Origin of the sequence: Streptomyces sp. CBMA152 (assembly GCF_014596475.1) — a bacterium.
Lineage (GTDB): Bacteria > Actinomycetota > Actinomycetes > Streptomycetales > Streptomycetaceae > Streptomyces.
The window spans coordinates 67,890-84,118 of the sequence record NZ_MECJ01000006.1 but is presented as its reverse complement, the minus strand read 5'-3'; the positions used below and the strand labels follow the sequence as shown (position 1 = coordinate 84,118).

Annotated in this window: 14 protein-coding genes and 1 pseudogene; 11 read left to right on the top strand and 4 right to left on the bottom strand. The window is 70.4% G+C overall.

Annotated elements, in window-relative coordinates:
- Positions 1-31 precede the first annotated feature (31 nt).
- From BG418_RS40770 to BG418_RS06050, 4 genes and pseudogenes are all read left to right on the top strand, one after another.
- Positions 32-1,444 (top strand): penicillin acylase family protein, encoded by a 1,413-nt coding sequence (locus BG418_RS40770; protein WP_317453526.1) that lies wholly within the window; start codon positions 32-34, stop codon positions 1,442-1,444.
- Entirely contained in the window at positions 1,402-2,226 is an 825-nt protein-coding gene (locus BG418_RS40765; RefSeq protein WP_317453525.1) for a penicillin acylase family protein, read from the top strand. The genes BG418_RS40770 and BG418_RS40765 overlap by 43 nt, the downstream gene beginning before the upstream one ends.
- Positions 2,227-2,302: 76 nt before the next feature.
- A pseudogene (locus BG418_RS06055) lies at positions 2,303-2,794 on the top strand (alpha/beta hydrolase-fold protein); the annotation flags it as partial.
- Between the two features lie 111 nt (positions 2,795-2,905).
- Positions 2,906-3,571, top strand: coding sequence for a cutinase family protein (locus BG418_RS06050; protein ID WP_188272660.1), 666 nt, complete (start codon positions 2,906-2,908; stop codon positions 3,569-3,571).
- A gap of 20 nt (positions 3,572-3,591) precedes the next feature.
- On the opposite strand, the gene BG418_RS06045 is transcribed toward BG418_RS06050, so the two are convergent.
- A complete protein-coding gene (locus BG418_RS06045) occupies positions 3,592-4,650 on the bottom strand; it encodes a BTAD domain-containing putative transcriptional regulator (protein WP_188272659.1) in 1,059 nt (352 codons plus the stop codon).
- A 479-nt stretch (positions 4,651-5,129) separates the two neighbouring features.
- Between BG418_RS06045 and BG418_RS06040 the strand changes: the two genes are divergently transcribed.
- From BG418_RS06040 to BG418_RS06025, 4 genes are all read left to right on the top strand, one after another.
- Complete coding sequence (locus tag BG418_RS06040; protein ID WP_188272658.1) at positions 5,130-5,945, top strand: serine/threonine protein kinase; 816 nt, start codon at positions 5,130-5,132, stop codon at positions 5,943-5,945.
- The gene (locus BG418_RS06035) at positions 5,942-7,375 is read left to right on the top strand and encodes a serine/threonine-protein kinase (RefSeq protein WP_188272657.1); all 1,434 of its coding nucleotides are present in this window, start codon (positions 5,942-5,944) and stop codon (positions 7,373-7,375) included. Before BG418_RS06040 ends, BG418_RS06035 begins: the two co-directional genes overlap by 4 nt.
- A gap of 252 nt (positions 7,376-7,627) precedes the next feature.
- Positions 7,628-8,599 carry an LGFP repeat-containing protein gene (locus BG418_RS06030; protein ID WP_188272802.1) on the top strand — a complete coding sequence of 324 codons (972 nt, stop codon included), beginning with the start codon at positions 7,628-7,630 and terminating at the stop codon, positions 8,597-8,599.
- 13 nt (positions 8,600-8,612) lie between these two features.
- The gene (locus BG418_RS06025) at positions 8,613-9,623 is read left to right on the top strand and encodes an NlpC/P60 family protein (protein ID WP_188272656.1); all 1,011 of its coding nucleotides are present in this window, start codon (positions 8,613-8,615) and stop codon (positions 9,621-9,623) included.
- Between the two features lie 76 nt (positions 9,624-9,699).
- Here the strand turns inward: BG418_RS06025 and BG418_RS06020 are convergent, their stop codons facing one another.
- Positions 9,700-10,911: a DUF4185 domain-containing protein gene (locus BG418_RS06020; protein ID WP_188272655.1), complete on the bottom strand. Its 1,212-nt coding sequence runs from the start codon at positions 10,909-10,911 to the stop codon at positions 9,700-9,702.
- 321 nt (positions 10,912-11,232) lie between these two features.
- On the bottom strand, positions 11,233-12,198 hold the full coding sequence (locus tag BG418_RS06015; protein WP_188272654.1) for a pirin family protein: 966 nt from the start codon (positions 12,196-12,198) through the stop codon (positions 11,233-11,235).
- 152 nt (positions 12,199-12,350) lie between these two features.
- Between BG418_RS06015 and BG418_RS06010 the strand changes: the two genes are divergently transcribed.
- Both BG418_RS06010 and BG418_RS06005 read left to right on the top strand, forming a co-directional pair.
- The gene (locus BG418_RS06010; RefSeq protein WP_188272801.1) at positions 12,351-13,433 is read left to right on the top strand and encodes a magnesium and cobalt transport protein CorA; all 1,083 of its coding nucleotides are present in this window, start codon (positions 12,351-12,353) and stop codon (positions 13,431-13,433) included.
- Positions 13,434-13,586: 153 nt separating this feature from the next.
- Positions 13,587-14,636, top strand: coding sequence for a M4 family metallopeptidase (locus BG418_RS06005; RefSeq protein WP_188272653.1), 1,050 nt, complete (start codon positions 13,587-13,589; stop codon positions 14,634-14,636).
- A 68-nt stretch (positions 14,637-14,704) separates the two neighbouring features.
- On the opposite strand, the gene BG418_RS06000 is transcribed toward BG418_RS06005, so the two are convergent.
- Positions 14,705-15,181: a GNAT family N-acetyltransferase gene (locus tag BG418_RS06000; RefSeq protein WP_223184432.1), complete on the bottom strand. Its 477-nt coding sequence runs from the start codon at positions 15,179-15,181 to the stop codon at positions 14,705-14,707.
- On the opposite strand from BG418_RS06000, the gene BG418_RS05995 reads away from it, so the two are divergent.
- Entirely contained in the window at positions 15,180-16,226 is a 1,047-nt protein-coding gene (locus tag BG418_RS05995) for a nuclease (protein WP_317453524.1), read from the top strand. The two genes, BG418_RS06000 and BG418_RS05995, sit on opposite strands and share 2 nt — an antisense overlap.
- Positions 16,227-16,229 lie beyond the last annotated feature (3 nt).

Here is a 16,229-nt window from a genome sequence, read left to right as displayed (position 1 = left end):
GGCGCGGTGGAGATTCAGAACGAGGCTGCCGATGGCGGCCATGGCCGCGGTGGCGGTGATCAGTACGATGACGGCCGCCGGACCGGGGGCCACCGCGGCACCGGCCGCCGTACAGGGGCCGGACAAGCCGACGATCCGTTACACCGAGTACGGAATCCCGCACATCATCGCCTCCAACTGGGAGGGGCTGGGAACGGGCTACGGATACGCGGCGGCCAAGGACAACAACTGCACCCTGGCCCAGACGTATCCGATGGTCGACGCCCAGCTGTCCCGCTATCTGGGGCCCGACGGCATGGCGAGCCCCGGCGAGCAGCAGAACACCACGACCAACCTCAACAGCGACATCTACTTCCAGCGGATCAACGACAACCGCGTGGTGGAACGGCTGATCGACCAGCCCGCCCCCAACGGCCCGGAGCCGGCGGTCAAAGAGGCCATTCGCGGCTACGTTCAGGGGTACAACAGGTACCTGACCGAGACGGGCGTCGGCAACATCACCGACCCGGCCTGTCGCGGTGCGGCCTGGGTGCGGCCCATCACCGAGCTGGACGTCTACCGGCACGCGCACGCCGAGATCATCATGGGCACCGCCGACCCGCTCCTCAACGGTGAGGTGACCGCCGTGCCACCGGGAGCCTCGGCCGCCGCCGCACCGCCGACGGCCTCACCCGAGCAGACCGCGAAGAAGATCCGCGACGCGATGGCCGTCGGCCGACAGAAGAGCATGGGCAGCAACGCCCTGGCGGTCGGTTCGCAGGGCGTGTCCGGCGGCACCAGCATGATGCTGGCCAACCCGCACTTCCCGTGGCAGGGCAAGAACCGGATGTGGCAGAGCCAGCTGACCATCCCGGGAAAGATCAACGTCACCGGTGGCAGTCTGCTCGGGTTCCCCGCGCTCAACATCGGCCACAACGACAACGTCGCCTGGAGCCACACGGTCGCCACGGTGGCCCCGTTCGGGCTGTTCGACGTGCAGGTGGATCCGCTCAACCCCACCGACTACCTGGTGGACGGCGCCTGGCAGAAGATGACCTCGCAGCAGGTCAGCGTGGACGTGCTGAACAAGGACGGCTCCCTCGGCAAGGTCACCAGGACCCTGTGGGCCACCCGCTACGGCCCCATCACCTCGTCGGTCCAGGGCATCTCGCTGCCCTGGGTGGTCAGCGCGCACGCGGTGCGCGATGTGAACATGGACAACCTGCGGGCGTTGAACACCTGGTTCCACCTCGACCAGGCCACCGACGTCCACGACGTGGTGAACACCCGGGAGACAACGGAGGGCGTGCCCTTCTTCAACACCGTCGCCTCCGACCGCAAGGGCAACGCCCTGTACGCGGACATCCAAGCCACCCCGAATATCACCGACGAGCACGCCCCGTCGTGCCTCACCGCGACCGGATGGCGGCTCCCCGGTCGCTGCGCACCCAGGAGCTGCTCCTGACCGCGCAGAACCGGATCGACGGCACCGACGGCCTGCCGGGCCGGGGCTTCACCCCGCAGAACATGGGGCAGTTGCTGTTCGCCGACAACAGCAGGGCGGCCGACCTGGCCCTGGACGCCACGGTGACGGCGTGTCGGAACACCGCGTTCGGACTCGTCGTGGTGGACGGCAACCTGGTCAACATCAGCGAGGCGTGCCCGATCCTGGCCGCCTGGAAGAGCCACAAGTACTCGTCGGACAGCCGGGGTTCGTGGCTGTTCGAGAACTTCTGGGTCTCCCTGCAGAACGGGCAGGCGATCGAGAAGCTGCCGTGGCGGACCGGCTTCGACGCCAAGGATCCGGTGCACACGCCCAATTCGCTGGACTTCGGGAACGACGTCGTACGCAACTCGCTCGCCCGCGCGGTCCTCGCGCTGCGCAAGGCGGGCATCGCGCTGGACGCGCCGCTCTCCAGCATCCAGAACGTCACCCGCAACGGTGAGAAGATCCCGATCCACGGCTCGCTCCACGAACTGGGCGTGCTCGACGTGGCCACTCCCGCCATGGTCGACGGCAAGGTGGACATCGTCTTCGGGTCCAGTTTCATCCAGCAGGTGCGGTTCACCGCCGAAGGGCCGCCCGAGGCGTACTCGGTGCTGACCTACTCCCAGTCGGCCAACCCGAACTCACCGCACTACGCCGACCAGACCAAGCTGTTCTCGGCGGGCCAGTGGGTGACCGAGCGCTACACGGAGGACCAGATCACAGCCTCACCGGTACTGGAGACCAAGGTCCTTTCCTAGGCGATTCATCGGCATTTCATCGCCGCCTCATAGGTTTCGTTCCTCGCAACGAACAGGACTCAGGAGGGGGAACTCTGTGACGAGGACATCGAGTCGGTGGCGCGTGGTACTCGCGCTGATGGTCGCCGTCGTGGGATTCGCCGCGCCGGCAGGCGTGGCGCAGGCCGCCGACGGTGGCACCGCGCCGCCACCGCTGCAGGACGGCTTCGGCCTCACCCAGGTCGACACGGCGCAAGGCGGTCCGACCAACTTCTCCATCACCGTGACCACGCCCGAGGTCACGGGCAAGCACCACATCAAGATCATTCTGCCGAGCGGATACTACGACGACCCGGCACGGCGTTACCCGGTGCTCTACTTCCTGCACGGTTCGCCCGACGACCCGGTCCAGCAGAACTATCCGGCACTGACCACGTCGAACCAGATGATCACCGTCATCCCGGACGGCGGGCCCCGGGGCTGGTATGCCAACTGGCTCAACCAGCACACCGCGATCGGTGCCCAGAACTGGGAGAACTTCCACCTCAAGCAGGTCATCCCGTTCATCGACGCGAACCTGCGGACCGTCGCCTCCTGACCGTACGGCCCCTCCCGGGCGTACAGACCTCCGGGGCACACGGACCCGGGGCGTACGGACCATCAACACCTCGACCACGCACACGAATTGAGGAGCAAAACCATGCGCGCGAAAAGGGTCGCATCCGCGGTGGCCGGTCTGCTGCTGACCATGGGGCTTTCGGCGACGCAGGCGTCCACGGCCACGGCACGGGCGGCGGCCTCCTGCGACGGCACGTACACGATCGTCGTCGGTGGCACGGGCAGCTCGTGGAACAACGACGGCTTCCGGGGCAACATCCAGCAGCACGTCGGGTATCCCACCCAGATCCCCAACGGCGCGAGCACCCGCGCGGGCGTCAACGAGCTGAACCGGCTCGTCCGCGACCAGCGTGCCGCCTGCCCCGACCAGCACGTCAAGATCGGCGGGTACTCGCTTGGCGCCGGGGTGGTGCACGTCTGGGTCACCGAGAACTGGCAGACCTTCGGCAACGTCAACGCGATCCTCATCGCCGACCCCAAGCGCCAGGGCCCGCCCGGAGCCAACGGTGGAGCCGTGCCGTTCGGCGGCATCATCGGCGCTCCGCTGGCCGGCGCCGACAGGTTCTTCGGCAACATTCCCGTCAAGACGATCTGCACGGTGGACTACGTCTGTGACGAGTCCGCAGGCATCTGGACCTACCCGGGCAACCACATGCACAACTACGACGTCGACTTCGACATGGACCACCACAACGACAGCGCCAACGAACAGTGGTACAACGGCGTCTGGTCCCCGGCGAGCTGGTAATAACGGAGAGCGCTTCGGCTTCACCGCGTGGTGCTGGTGAGGCCGAGGCTTGCTTCGTCCCCGCGCAGGATCATCTCGTACGTCCTGCGCAGCATCCGACTCGGCGGCATCCCCAGGTCGTCGGACAGGCGGTGACGGGTGCGGTCGAACACGGTGAGTGCGTCGGCCTGTCGGCCGCCTCGGAAGAGCGCGCGCATCAGCATCGCCGCCACCGGCTCGTGCAGGGGATGCGCCGCGGACAGGGCGACCAGCTCGGCGGTCGCTTCGGAGAGCCGGCCGAGTCGTATCTGCAACTCCGACTTCCGCCGCACGAGGGAGATCCTGCGCTCGGTGAGCCGCAGCCGCTCCAGCTCGGCGAGCGGCCCGGGCAGGCCGCTCAGCGGCTCCCCTCGAAACAGGTCCAGTGCCCGGGAGCAGAGGTGGACCGCCTCGGCCGGTTCACCCGCCCGGACGGCCGCCCCTGCCTCGACGACCAGTTCCTCCATGCGCACCACGTCCACTTCGGCCGCGCCGGGAACCAGGCGGTAGCCGCACTGATCGTGCTCGATCAGCGAGTGGGGACCGTCCCCGGTGTGCAGGGCCTTGCGCAGTCGGTACACGTACACCGGCACCACGTTCGTCACCGGTTGTTCCATCCCCCATACCCCGTCGAGGAGTTCCCGCTGGCTGACCGCCCGCCCCGCGCACAACGCCAGCGCCGCCAGTACGGCCTGCTGCCGCAGATGCCCCAGTTTCAGCGGTCGGCCGTCCGCCGATGCCTGCAACGGCCCGAGAGCGGAGATCCGCACCTTCGGTCCGGCCGCCCGGCCCACGCCCGTCCGGGGCCCGGCCGTGCGGGGGCCGTCGCCGGGCACGACCAGACCGCAGTCGAAGGCGTGGACGATGGCGGCGGCCCGGTCGCGCAGGCCGAGTTTCGCGAGGATCCGCGCGACGTGCCCGGCCACGGTGTCCTCGGGAATGCCGAGGGCGGCGGCGATCTCGTCGTCCCGCAGCCCGCAGCCGATCGAGTGGAGCACCTCGCGCTCCCGCCGCTCGAGCACGGTGTCCGTCAACGGGCCGATGGTCGCGATCGTCGGCATCACTGCTCTCCGGGCTTCGGGCTGGTCGGTCTGTCGGACACGGTCGACAAGGTAGGTGCGACGGCATCGGGCAGGGCATCCGGAACGATCCGGGGTGACATGCCATGCCTCGACGGGCGATCGTGCGTCGGCGGCGGGGCGGGGTGACGCCGGGATTCCCGCGCCCAGCGCCACGTACGTAAAGGCGGCCGCACCGCGATTGGCCAAAAGTTGACCCTCGTTCAACTCCTCGCAGAGTCCGCCTCGCGCCGTACTGGAACCCGTTCCACCGTGCGAAACCGTGGTCCACCGGCCCTCAAGCGCCTCCTCAAGCCCATGGATCCGTCGAGCGCCGTCCTCTCGCATTTGTGACGGGAAACCTGATGGACCTTCAGGCTCCGGTCACGCCATCCTTCAGATGTACCGCGCCCGCCAGGGAGGTTCGTCCGTTATGTGATGGACGGGCCGGGCGTGGACGGGGTGCAGAGGCAGTAGGGATCATGAGCGGGATAGTCATTCATCTGCCGCCGGGCAGTTGCGGCCCGCGGGCGGAGCCGGGCGCGGACCCCGTGACGCTGCGGCTCGGCCCCGGTGAGGTGGCCCGCTTCGGACGGGGCTCCGCGACGAGCCCGGTGGAGCTGCGCCTCGTGGACGCGGCGATCTCCCGCCTCGCCGGGGAGATCCGGGTGACGGACGACCACTGGCAGCTCAGCAACCACAGCGCCACCCAGAGCTATCTGGTGGAGAACCCCGAGGGCGCCGGGGAGTATCTGAGGGTTCCGCCACGGCGGGCCGGGGCGCCCATCCCGTTCGAGTTCGCCCGGGTCGTGCTGCCCACGCGCAGCGGCACCACGGTCGCCTTCCAGGTGTTCGCACCCGACCACGTCTACCTCGACCCGGACCGCGCGGGCGGCCCGTGGGGCAGCCACACCCTCATGGCGTACTCGATGGACGAGACGGCCATCTACTTCCTCGTACTGGTCGCGCTCTGCGAACCACGGCTGCGGGACGAATCGCCGCTCGCGGTGCCGACCACTCCTCAGATCGTCGAACGCCTCCAGGGCCATCCCGGCTGCGTCGGCCTGACGTCACGGGCGGTCAGCTCGCACATCGACTACCTCGCCGAGGAGAAGATGCGGCTCAGCACCCCGGCCGAGCGGCACGAGCCGAGCCGGGGCGCCCGCCGCAACGGCAAGCGCGAGGCGGTCGTCTCGGTCGCGCTGCGGTTCGGCCTCGTGCGTGAGGAGCACCTCGCGCTCCTCCCGCGCCGGGGCGCCGCCGGGGCCCGGGTGTCAGAGCGGCCAGCGGTGCGATGAACCGGGGTGGTGGTGCGGTGCGGGGCACGGCCGGTGCCCCGGACAGCGGTGACCGCACCGACGTGCTCCCGCGCGGTCACCGCGTCGGGCGCTGGGAGGTCGGGGAGCCGATCGGCGCCGGCGGCTGGGCGACCGTCCACGCGGGCCTGGATGTCGAGTACGACGGGGAGCGTTCGGCGGATCCGCGCGAGGTGGCGCTGAAGTTCCTGCCGACGGCCGGGCTCGCGCCGCGCCAGGCGCGGAAGATCGCCGAGGCGGCCCGGCGCGAGGTCGAACTCGCCCGCCGCGCCCCCCACCCACGGCTGATCCGCCTCCTCGACTCCGTCGTGCTCAGCGACCCGGACCGGCCGTCCCTGGACGGTGCGATCGTCCTGGTCATGGAGCGCGCCCGGGGCAGCCTGCGGGACGCGCTCGGCACCGGGGTGACCGCGACCGAGGCCGCCCGCCTGTTGGCCGGCATCTGCGAAGGGCTGGCCCATCTGCACCGCAGCGGCTGGGTGCACGGCGACCTCAAACCGGACAACGTCCTTCTCATGTCGGACCGTTCGGTCAGACTCTCCGACTTCGGGCTCGCCACGGAGCTGACCGGCGCCGACGGCACCCATGGCTACGCCCCGCCCATGGGCACCATGGACTACCTCCCGCCGGAACGCTGGAAGGCCCCGCTCGGCGAGCACGGCGTACGGATACGGCCCACCGCCGACATCTGGGCCCTCGGCGTCATGATCCACGAGGTGTTCACCGGCGGTGCCTCCCCGTTCCCGGGCGCCACCCCGGTCTCTCGCGGCGCCGCGGCGCAGGAGTACGCGGACGGGCGTGCCCCGCTGCGCATGGACGACGCGGTCCCGCCGTTCTGGCGTGCCCTGGCCGCCGACTGCCTGGCCCCCGACCATGCCGCGCGCGCCGAGCACACGGCGGAGCGGCTGCTCGCCCGGATCACCGCGCACCTGGCCGACGGATCGGCCGGATCGCCCCGGCGCGGCAAGCGGGGCCGGACCGCGCTCCTCGCCCTCAAGGCGGGTGCGGCCACCGCGGTCCTCTGGGCGGCCGCAGCCGGCGACGGCGCGGCGGCCCTGCCGGACCGCGGCGAGCCCGTCGTCCACGTCCGGGTGTTCAACGCCGATCTGCCGTGCAGGCTGCGGCCCACCCGGGACGCCGAGTGCAGCCTCGGCCTGGCCATCGACCCGATGCGGGCCTACACCGCCGACAACGTGGTGCCCCAGCGGGTGTGGCACGGCGATGTCCTCGACGCCGACTGCGAGTTGGCGGACGGGAAGCCCATCATCGACGAGACCGACGCCGTCTCCACCAGGTGGTTCCGCGTCCGCCTCGACGCGGACGCCACCGCGCCCGTCGCCTGGCTGCCCGCCGTCCGCACCCGGGACCACCCCGCGCTCCCCGCCTGCCCCGCTCCCGCTCACCACCGGTAGGCACCGCCCTTCGGTCCCGCACATGCTCCCCACCCTCCCCTCCTCCCGACGGCGCTGTCACTCCGGAGCGTTCCGGGTGCCGCGCGCGGCCAACCGCTGGCTAGCTTGCCTGCCCGGTGCCGTGGTGTCCCACCTGGCACCTCAACTCCCTTCGCCGCAGGGCGACTTCCGGAGCAGAGGAGCAGGAACGTGTCTGGCACAGCCCCACGTCGTACGAGCCGCGCGAGACGCGGCGCAGCGGTTTCGCTGACCATGGCGGCCGTGTCGCTGCTGAGCGGCCCGGCCTGGGCCCAGGGCCCGGGCCCCGTACCCGGCCCGCTCGCGCATGCCGCGCCGGCCGCCGACTTCTGCGACATCCCGCCGGACCGGGACATCGCGGTGACGCGCAAGGTGTACGAGGTCGGACAGCGCCGGGGCGTCTCCGACAAGGTGATGCTGGCCGGCTTCGAGACCGGCTGGATCGAGTCCCGTATGAACAACCTGAACTGCGGGGACCGGGATTCGCTCGGCGTGTTCCAGCAGCGGCCCTCGCAGGGCTGGTGCCAGCCCGCGCAGTGCCTCGACGTCGACTACGCGGCGAACAAGTTCTTCGAAGTGGCCCAGCAGATGGAGCCCGACTGGGCGGGCAGCACCGCCGGCGAACTGGCCCAGGCCGTGCAGCGTTCCGCCTACGGCTGGAAGTACGACACCGCCGAGGACAAGGCCCGGGCCATGCGGGACGAGGCGTTCCAGCCGTACGGCACGATCGGCGCGAAGTACGCGGCGCTGGGCGGCGGCGGGGGTCCGCTCGGCGCTCCGGTGCGCGCCGAGGAGGACGCGTCCCTGGGCGGCCGCTTCCAGCTGTTCAAGAACGGCATCGTGATCTGGCATCCGGACGCGGCGTACGCCGTGTACGGCGACATCCTGCAACGGTTCTGGGCGACCGACGCGGAACGCCGCTGGGGCTTCCCGACCATGGACGAGGCCGACGCTGCGGCCGCCCCCGACGGCACCCGCGGCCGCTACCAGTACTTCGAACACGGCCTCTTCCTCTGGTCCCCACAGACCGGCACCCACATCGTCCACGACGCCATCTACGACGCCTTCCACACAGCGGGACACGAAGCCAAACTCGGCTACCCCACCACCGACGAACAGGACGAACCCGGCGGTGTGAAGCAGGTCTTCCAGAAGGCCACCATCCACTGGACCGCCGCCAGGGGCGCCTGGATCACCACCAACTGACCTGGAGAAACTGATGAGATCACCGAATCTCCGGCGCGCTCTGGGGGCGTTGGTTCTGCTGCTGGCGGCGCTCGCGGCGACGCTGACCACGGCCCCCGCCGCGAGTGCCTCGGTGCCGGACGGCACGATCGGTCGCGGCGAGGTGATGGACCGCTCGGCGTCGTGGGTGGCCGAGCAGGTGCCGTACAGCTGGGACGGCTGCCACGCGAACCAGTTCGGCTGCTACCGCCCCGACTGCTCCGGCTTCGTGTCGATGGCCTGGAACCTCAGCAGGGCGCTGACCACCTGGGACCTGTGGAACGTCACCTCCGACATCCCCGCGAACGACCTCCAGCCCGGCGATGCCCTGCTCATGGACGTCGACGGCGGCACGCACCACGTGGCGCTGTTCGTACGGTGGGCCGATCCGGCGCACACGCAGCCGGTGGTGCGCGAGGAGTACGACTTCGGGCACGTGGCCGAGGAGCGCGTGTGGGGCAACGGGCTGCGCGGGTTCGCGCCGCGCCGCTACAACCAGCTCGACGACAAGATCCCGTACGGCTCGATCGCGGTGAAGTACGACAGCATGGGCGGCGCGAACGGCGCCCTGGGCACGCCGACCACAGGTGAGCGCGACTCCGCGCTGGGCGGTCGCTTCCAAGTGTTCCAGAACGGCATGATCATCTGGCATCCGGACGCGGCGTACGCCGTGCGCGGGGACATCCTGCAGCGGTTCTGGGCGACGGACTCCGAACGCCGCTGGGGCTTTCCCACCATGGACGAGGCCGACGCCTCCGCCGCTCCCGACGGTACTCGGGGCCGTTACCAGTTCTTCGAACACGGCCTCTTCCTGTGGTCCCCCCAGACCGGCACCCACATCGTCCACGACGCCATCTACGACGCGTTCCACACGGCCGGGCACGAAGCCAAACTCGGCTACCCCACCACCGACGAACAGGACGAACCCGGCGGTGTGAAGCAGGTCTTCCAGAAAGCCACCATCCACTGGACCGCCGCCAGGGGCACCTGGATCACCACCAACTGACGCACGGCACAGCGACGGCGCGGCCCCGGTGTCCGGGGCCGCGCCTGTGTCATGTCCGGGCCTCGCGCTCAGGGGGTCAGGGGTTGATGCCGTCGTACTGGAGGACCCGGTAGGCGGTGGTCTGCCGGTTCGCGTCCGAGGACCACTGCGACACGATCAGGGTCAGCGAGGTCGCACCGGCACTGCCCGGGTGGATGTATCCGCCGTACAGGAAGGGCAGTTGGGGCTTGCCCCAGTGGCTGGCCGGCCAGCCACTGTTCCCGACTATCTGTACCTTGGGGGCCGACCAGACCGCGTCGGGCCGGGAGGCGGTGCGGGTGCAGATCGAGTAGTCCGCCACGTCCAGGTAGCTCATGCAGTACGTGCCGCCGATGCGCTTCACGGAGAACTCGCCGATGTTGTTGCCGGAGAGGATGACCGACGGGCCGACGTCCCTGGTCCACTGCCAACGGCCGTCCAGATAGGCCCAGTTCTCCTGCGCCCCGAAGTTCCCCGCCCGGAACTCGTCCGGCGAGATCCTGAACAGCTGGATCGCGCCCCCGTCCCCCGTGTTCTTGTGCCCGCCGTTCCAGCGCTTGGAGAAGATGTACAGATAGCCGTTGTCGATGCCCGCGAACGACCACATGCCGTACATGCTCTGGTTGGCGCCCAGGCGGTCACCGGGCCAGTGGTAGGGGTAGTCGTGCCAGGTCACGCCGTGGTCGTCGGAGTAGGCCACGCCGGACATCAGCGACCCGTCCCACCCGGCGGGCGGGTCCCAGGTGAACACCGAGGTGTACTGGATGTAGGTGCGGCCGCCGAACTCGATGCAGTCGTTGGGTATGCGGGAGACCTCGGTGTCGCCGTAGCCGTTGTCCGCGTTGTGCCGGTAGTCGAAGAGCTGGCCCGCCGCGCCGCCCGTGGGCATCGCCCAGGTGAAGGAGATCGGTGTGCCGCCCGAGCTGTCGAACTTCGCCTGGTTCAGCATGACCGGAGAGCCGATCCAGTCACCGCTCTGCCGGGGCCCCGTCCAGCTGTCCCCGAAGACGTAGCCCCAACTGCCGTCGTGCTCCCGGAAGTACGGGATGCCCAGGTCACCCGAGGCCAGCCCCTGCGCGCTCGCCGAGTCCCCGGGCTGTTCGCACAGCGGGGTGCCGACCTGCCGCGCCAGGGCGGCGCCTTGAGTGCCGCGCGGCGCGGCGGATGCGGTGCCGGGCGCGGCCACTCCCGCGCCCAGCGCGAGGCCCATGCCGGCCTTCAGCGCGGTGCGCCTGCTGGGCGCGCGGTCGGGCTGCGACGGGATCGTCATCTCTCGGTCCTCCATGGTCACGACCAGCTCTGGAAGGGGGTGTCGTTGCATGCGAAGGCGCTGGGCGCCGTGGTCGGGGACGTGAGCGCGACGAGCGCCCCCAGCAGGGTGGTTCGCGTTCTGCGCACGGCACCTCTTCCTTTTCCTGTACGGAGTCGTGTGCGCGGCGGCGTCGTCCGCCGTCGGCGACCCGCAAGGTAGCCGGGGGTGCCCGGCATGAGGCATCCGGAACGTTCCGGGTTGCGGGCAGCAAGAAGGGCCCCGAGGACACCCTCGGGACCCATCCCATCCGTACGTCGACCGGACTATGAAAAGCCCAGGTCAGCGCACCCGGCCGCGCGGCTTCAACGGCACCGGCGGGAGCTCGGGCGCGGAGAGCCGCTCCCCGGCGTAGCCCTTCACCTCACCGAAGAGCGACCCCTCCATCCAGGCCGTCCGCGCCTCCTCGATTTCCGCCTGCGAACGCGCGATGTAGTTCCACCACATCAGGATCTCCTCCTCGAACGGCTCGCCGCCGAGCAGCATCAGGCCCGCGTCGGAGGCGGCCCGCAGCGGGAGTTCGGTGCGGCCGCAGCCGAGGTAGAGCATGGAGCCGGGCAGCACCGGGACGCCGTCCACATGGGCCTCGCCGGACATCGCGAGGACCGCGTACTCGAAGTCGGGGTCGAGCGGCAGCCTCGTCTCGGTCCCGGCGGCGAGGGTCAGGTCGGCGCCGACCAGCGGGGTGTAGGTGGTGCCGGGCGACGCCGCGCCGTCGAGTTCGCCGAGGATCACCGTGGCGGTGAGGCCGGGCGCGGTGACGACAGGCAGATCCGCGTGGTGCTGGAAGTGCGGCTCGGTGTGGCGGTGGGCGTCGGGCAGGGCGACCCAGAGCTGGGCGCCGTGCAGAAAGCGGGCGTGCGGCTTCGGGCTCTCCTCCGAGTGGCTGATCGCCCGCCCCGAGGTCATCAGGCCCAGTTCGCGGGGGCGAACGGTCTGCAGGCTGCCGAGGCTGTCGCGGTGCAGCACCTCGCCCTCGTGCAGCCAGCTCACCGTCTGCAACCCCATGTGGGGATGCGGCGGCACCTGCATACCGGGCTCGTCGGCGATGTCGTCCGGACCGTAGTGATCGACGAAGGCCCAGGCGCCGACCATGCGGCGGCCGAGGTTCGGCAGCAGCCGGCGGACTTCGGTGGACTCGCCGAGCTTGACGGTACGCGGCGACAACAGCTCGCGTACCGGCTCGGCGACGACGAAGCCGCGGCCGCCGCACACCGACAGTGTGGCTTGACGATCGAGATTGCTCATGGCGCTCAACCTATGCCCGCCGGGGCGCCGGAGGGCAGCCTCCCACGCGCCGGACGCCCCTGTCCGGCGTCCGCACCCGGGTCCTGACCGTCCCTTTAGGCACACGTGGCACACTGGCCGCCGATCCGCCGAAGGAGAGCTCAGCCGTGCCGATGATCCGCAACCTCCGCAGGGCCGTACGCCGCGCGTACCGCCGCACGGTGGACCTCAGCCACCCCGCCCGCTCGCCGCTCGGCAGCGCGGTGGTGAACTGCGTGGTCTACCGCGACGGGGTGCGCCAGCCCGGCGACTGTCCGGTGGACGAGGCCGTACGCCGGGTGCGCAGGGCCAAGGAGGGGTTCGTGTGGGTGGGGCTGCACGAGCCGAGCGCCGAGGAGTTCGCCGGGATCGCCGCGCTCTTCGAGCTGCATCCACTGGCAGTCGAGGACGCGGTCCGCGCCCATCAGCGCCCGCAGGTCCAGCCGTACGACGACGTGCTCTTCGCGGTGTTCAAGACCGTCGGCTATGTCGAGCACGAGGAGCTGACCGCCACCAGCGAGGTCGTCGAGACCGGTGAGCTCATGGTCTTCGCGGGCCCCGACTTCGTGGTCACCGTCCGCCACGGCAAGCACGGCTCGCTCGGCCCGCTCCGCGAGGCCCTGGAGGACACCCCCGAGCAGCTGGCCAAGGGGCCGGCCGCCGTACTGCACGCGATAGCGGACCATGTCGTCGACGACTACCTCGTGGTCATCGACGCGATGCAGGACGACATCGACGCCGTCGAGACCGCCGTCTTCAGCGACACCTCCGGGCGCGGCGACGCGGGCCGGATCTACCAGCTCAAGCGGGAACTCCTGGAGTTCAAGCGGGCGGTGACCCCGCTCCACCGGCCGCTCAACGATCTCGCCACCCGGCCCCTGCCGCCCGTCGACGCGGACATGCAGCCGTACTTCCGCGACGTCGCCGACCACCTCACCCGGGTCACCGAGCAGATCGGCTCCATCGACGCGCTGCTCGACTCGATCCTCCAGGCCCACCTCGCGCAGGTGACGGTGGCTCAGAACGAGGACATGCGCAAGATCACGGCGTGGGCCGCGATCGTCGCCGTACCGACGATGGTGTGCGGCATCTACGGCATGAACTTCGACAACATGCCGGAGCTGCACTGGCGTTACGGGTACCCGATCTCGCTCGCCGTGATGACGCTGGCCTGCTACGCCATCTACCGGGGGTTCCGCCGCAACGGCTGGCTCTGAACACGCCAGCGGCGATGACGGCCGGAGCAATCCCTCGCTCCCGCGAGTGCGTTGACGAACCGTAGAACCGGCCCCTCCGAATCCGCCACTTATTTCCGGCCAACCTGACGACACGTATCACCGCCACGGTGACTCTGTGCCACATTGCTGCGCATGGAGAACAACACCGTGTTCTGCACGATCATCCCGCCCCACGTCCTCGACAAGCTCGCCCAGTCCGAGGACGCCGCCACCTACGAACCGGCCCGCCGCACCCTGGAGCACGACGCGTTCCTGCGCACCCAGCGCAGGATCACCACCGTGCGTGGCGTGGCCGCCCCCACCGGTACCCCCTCCGACAAGCCCGTACGCACCCTGTACGACGCCGGACACCAGGAGACGCTGCCCGGCAACAAGGTGCACTCCGAGACCGACAAGCCGTCCAAGGACAAGAGCGTCAACCAGGCGCACGACGCGCTGGGTGCCACTTTCGAGCTATACCTCAAGGCCTACGGTCGACACTCCATCGACGACGCGGGCCTGCCGCTGAACGCCAGCGTCCACTACGGCGAGAAGTACGACAACGCGTTCTGGAACGGCGAGCAGATGGTGTTCGGCGACGGGGACGGCAACCTCTTCGGCGACTTCACCGTCTCGGTCGACGTCATCGGGCACGAACTCACCCACGGCGTCACGCAGTACACGGCGAACCTGGAGTACTTCGGGCAGTCCGGGGCGCTCAACGAGTCGATCTCCGACGTGTTCGGCTGCCTCATCAAGCAGTACTCGCTGGGCCAGACCGCCGACCAGGCCGACTGGCTCATCGGCGCCGGGCTGCTCGGCCCCACCATCCACGGCACCGCGCTGCGCTCGATGAAGGCGCCGGGCACGGCGTACGACGACCCGCAGCTCGGCAAGGACCCGCAGCCCGCCGTCATGGCCGACTTCGTGCGCACCAGCCGGGACAACGGCGGTGTGCACATCAACTCCGGCATCCCCAACCACGCCTTCTACCTGGTGGCCTCGGCCCTGGGCGGCAACGCATGGGAGCGGGCCGGGAAGATCTGGTACTCGACCCTGACCGGCGGCGAGCTGGCGACCGACGCCGACTTCGCCAGCTTCGCCCGTCTGACGGTCAAGACCGCACGCAGCCTCTACGGCGACGGCAACGAGACGAAGGCCGTCCTCAGCGCGTGGTCGCAGGTCGGGGTGCCCACCTCGTAGCGACACTCGCGGTACGTGCAGGGGCCCGTCGTACTTCGTACGGTCGCGGGCCCCTCTCGCACCCGACCTCACGCGATCGGGAACTCCAGCTCCGGCCGGTCCCACCTGACGGCGGGCGGATTGGCGCGGGCCGTGCCGACCCGGATCGCACCGACGCTGCGGTAGAAGCCCTCGGCGGGTGGATGCGAGACGACCCGGACCCGGTCCAGCCCGGCGGCGCGCGCCCGGTCCGTCATATGGGCGATGAGCAGGCGCCCGATGCCGAGACCCTGCGCGTCGTCGGCGACGAACATGAGGTCGAGCTCGGGCGGGGCGAGCAGCAGGGCGTAGAAGCCGAGCACCCGGTCGTCGGCGCCGACCGCCACGTACACCTCGTGCGCCTCGATGTAGTCGGGGCCCACCCGGTACCCCGCGACCATGTCGGCGTACGGGCCCTCGTAGGCGCGCGACGACCGTACGAGCCGGGTCAGCCGCTTGGCGTCCCGCGCGACCGCGCGCCGCACGCGCACCGTATCGCCACCCCTGCTCGTAATGTGCGAAGTCATGTGGAGAGTATTACTCATCCGCGCCCGGGCAGGCGAGCGGACCAGACGTACGCGCGACGGCGTACGGCCGGATACGTGCGCGGGCCCGGCCGACCGTGAGTCTCGTGCCGCGCGAGCGCCCGCCGCGCCCCGGCGCAGGATGCTGGGCGGGCCCGGTGTGCAGGACGAGGAGGCCGTCGTGGGAATGCTCGTGATCGAAGGTACGTACCGGGTGACCGGTGCCCGCCCGGACGGCGACTCCGTCCGCTTCTACCCGGCCGACCCCACGCAGTGGGACCTCGTGCCCGGCCCCCACCGCGTCCGGCGCAACGCCACCGGCGGAGCGCAGCTGCGGCTCGACGGGATCGACTCGCTGGAGACGCACTACATCCCGGCGCACGGCCGCGAGCTGCACCAGCCGCCGCCGTTCCCGAAGCAGGCGGCGGACGCGCTCACCACATGGCTGGGTTTCACCCACGTCGAGCGCGACGCGCACGGCACGGTCACCGCGTCCGAGCCCACCCAAGTCCCGGGCTACTTCCTCACCCGGGGCGCCGACCTGCACGGCCGCTGTGTGGCCCTCGCGGGCCGGGGCGCGGCTCCCGGCCCGAGCGGGCAGCCGCACTTCGTGGACGCGGCGCTGCTCCAACAGACCGCGAATCTCGCCCAGTTGGCGGACGGCCTCGCCTACCCGACGTACTACACCAAGCTGTACGTCGAGCTCCGCGCGGCCATGACCACGGCCGTCCAGGAGGCCCGGACGGCCGCGAAGGGGCTGTGGCCGGTGGATCTGACGGCCACCGGCGCCAAGATCGACGGCCTGGCATCGCTCACCGACAGCGCGGTCGTGCTGCCGAAACTGTTCCGGCGCCTCGCGGACTATCTGGTGCTCGGCGCCGGAGACCCGTCGCTGGCCGGGTTCCGGGCGTTCCTGGACCAGCGCGCGGACCGCGTGCTCATCGTGTCGAAGGGCCAGTTCACCACCCTGTCCACGGTCGTGGAGGTCACCGATCAGACCGTACGGATGACGGAGCCGCCGGAGAACCTGGTCTTCGACGAGCGGTGACGC

Excerpts from the sequence above, each read along its gene's own strand:
- BG418_RS06035 (WP_188272657.1), top strand. The coding sequence starts at position 5,942 with ATGAACCGGGGTGGTGGTGCGGTGCGGGGCACGGCCGGTGCCCCGGAC.
- BG418_RS06040 (WP_188272658.1), top strand. The coding sequence starts at position 5,130 with ATGAGCGGGATAGTCATTCATCTGCCGCCGGGCAGTTGCGGCCCGCGG.
- BG418_RS06000 (WP_223184432.1), bottom strand. The coding sequence starts at position 15,181 with ATGACTTCGCACATTACGAGCAGGGGTGGCGATACGGTGCGCGTGCGG.
- BG418_RS06050 (WP_188272660.1), top strand. The coding sequence starts at position 2,906 with ATGCGCGCGAAAAGGGTCGCATCCGCGGTGGCCGGTCTGCTGCTGACC.
- BG418_RS06010 (WP_188272801.1), top strand. The coding sequence starts at position 12,351 with ATGATCCGCAACCTCCGCAGGGCCGTACGCCGCGCGTACCGCCGCACG.
- BG418_RS06015 (WP_188272654.1), bottom strand. The coding sequence starts at position 12,198 with ATGAGCAATCTCGATCGTCAAGCCACACTGTCGGTGTGCGGCGGCCGC.
- BG418_RS06025 (WP_188272656.1), top strand. The coding sequence starts at position 8,613 with ATGAGATCACCGAATCTCCGGCGCGCTCTGGGGGCGTTGGTTCTGCTG.
- BG418_RS40770 (WP_317453526.1), top strand. The coding sequence starts at position 32 with ATGGCGGCCATGGCCGCGGTGGCGGTGATCAGTACGATGACGGCCGCC.
- BG418_RS06020 (WP_188272655.1), bottom strand. The coding sequence starts at position 10,911 with ATGACGATCCCGTCGCAGCCCGACCGCGCGCCCAGCAGGCGCACCGCG.
- BG418_RS06045 (WP_188272659.1), bottom strand. The coding sequence starts at position 4,650 with ATGCCGACGATCGCGACCATCGGCCCGTTGACGGACACCGTGCTCGAG.
- BG418_RS40765 (WP_317453525.1), top strand. The coding sequence starts at position 1,402 with ATGGCGGCTCCCCGGTCGCTGCGCACCCAGGAGCTGCTCCTGACCGCG.
- BG418_RS05995 (WP_317453524.1), top strand. The coding sequence starts at position 15,180 with ATGTGGAGAGTATTACTCATCCGCGCCCGGGCAGGCGAGCGGACCAGA.
- BG418_RS06005 (WP_188272653.1), top strand. The coding sequence starts at position 13,587 with ATGGAGAACAACACCGTGTTCTGCACGATCATCCCGCCCCACGTCCTC.
- BG418_RS06030 (WP_188272802.1), top strand. The coding sequence starts at position 7,628 with ATGGCGGCCGTGTCGCTGCTGAGCGGCCCGGCCTGGGCCCAGGGCCCG.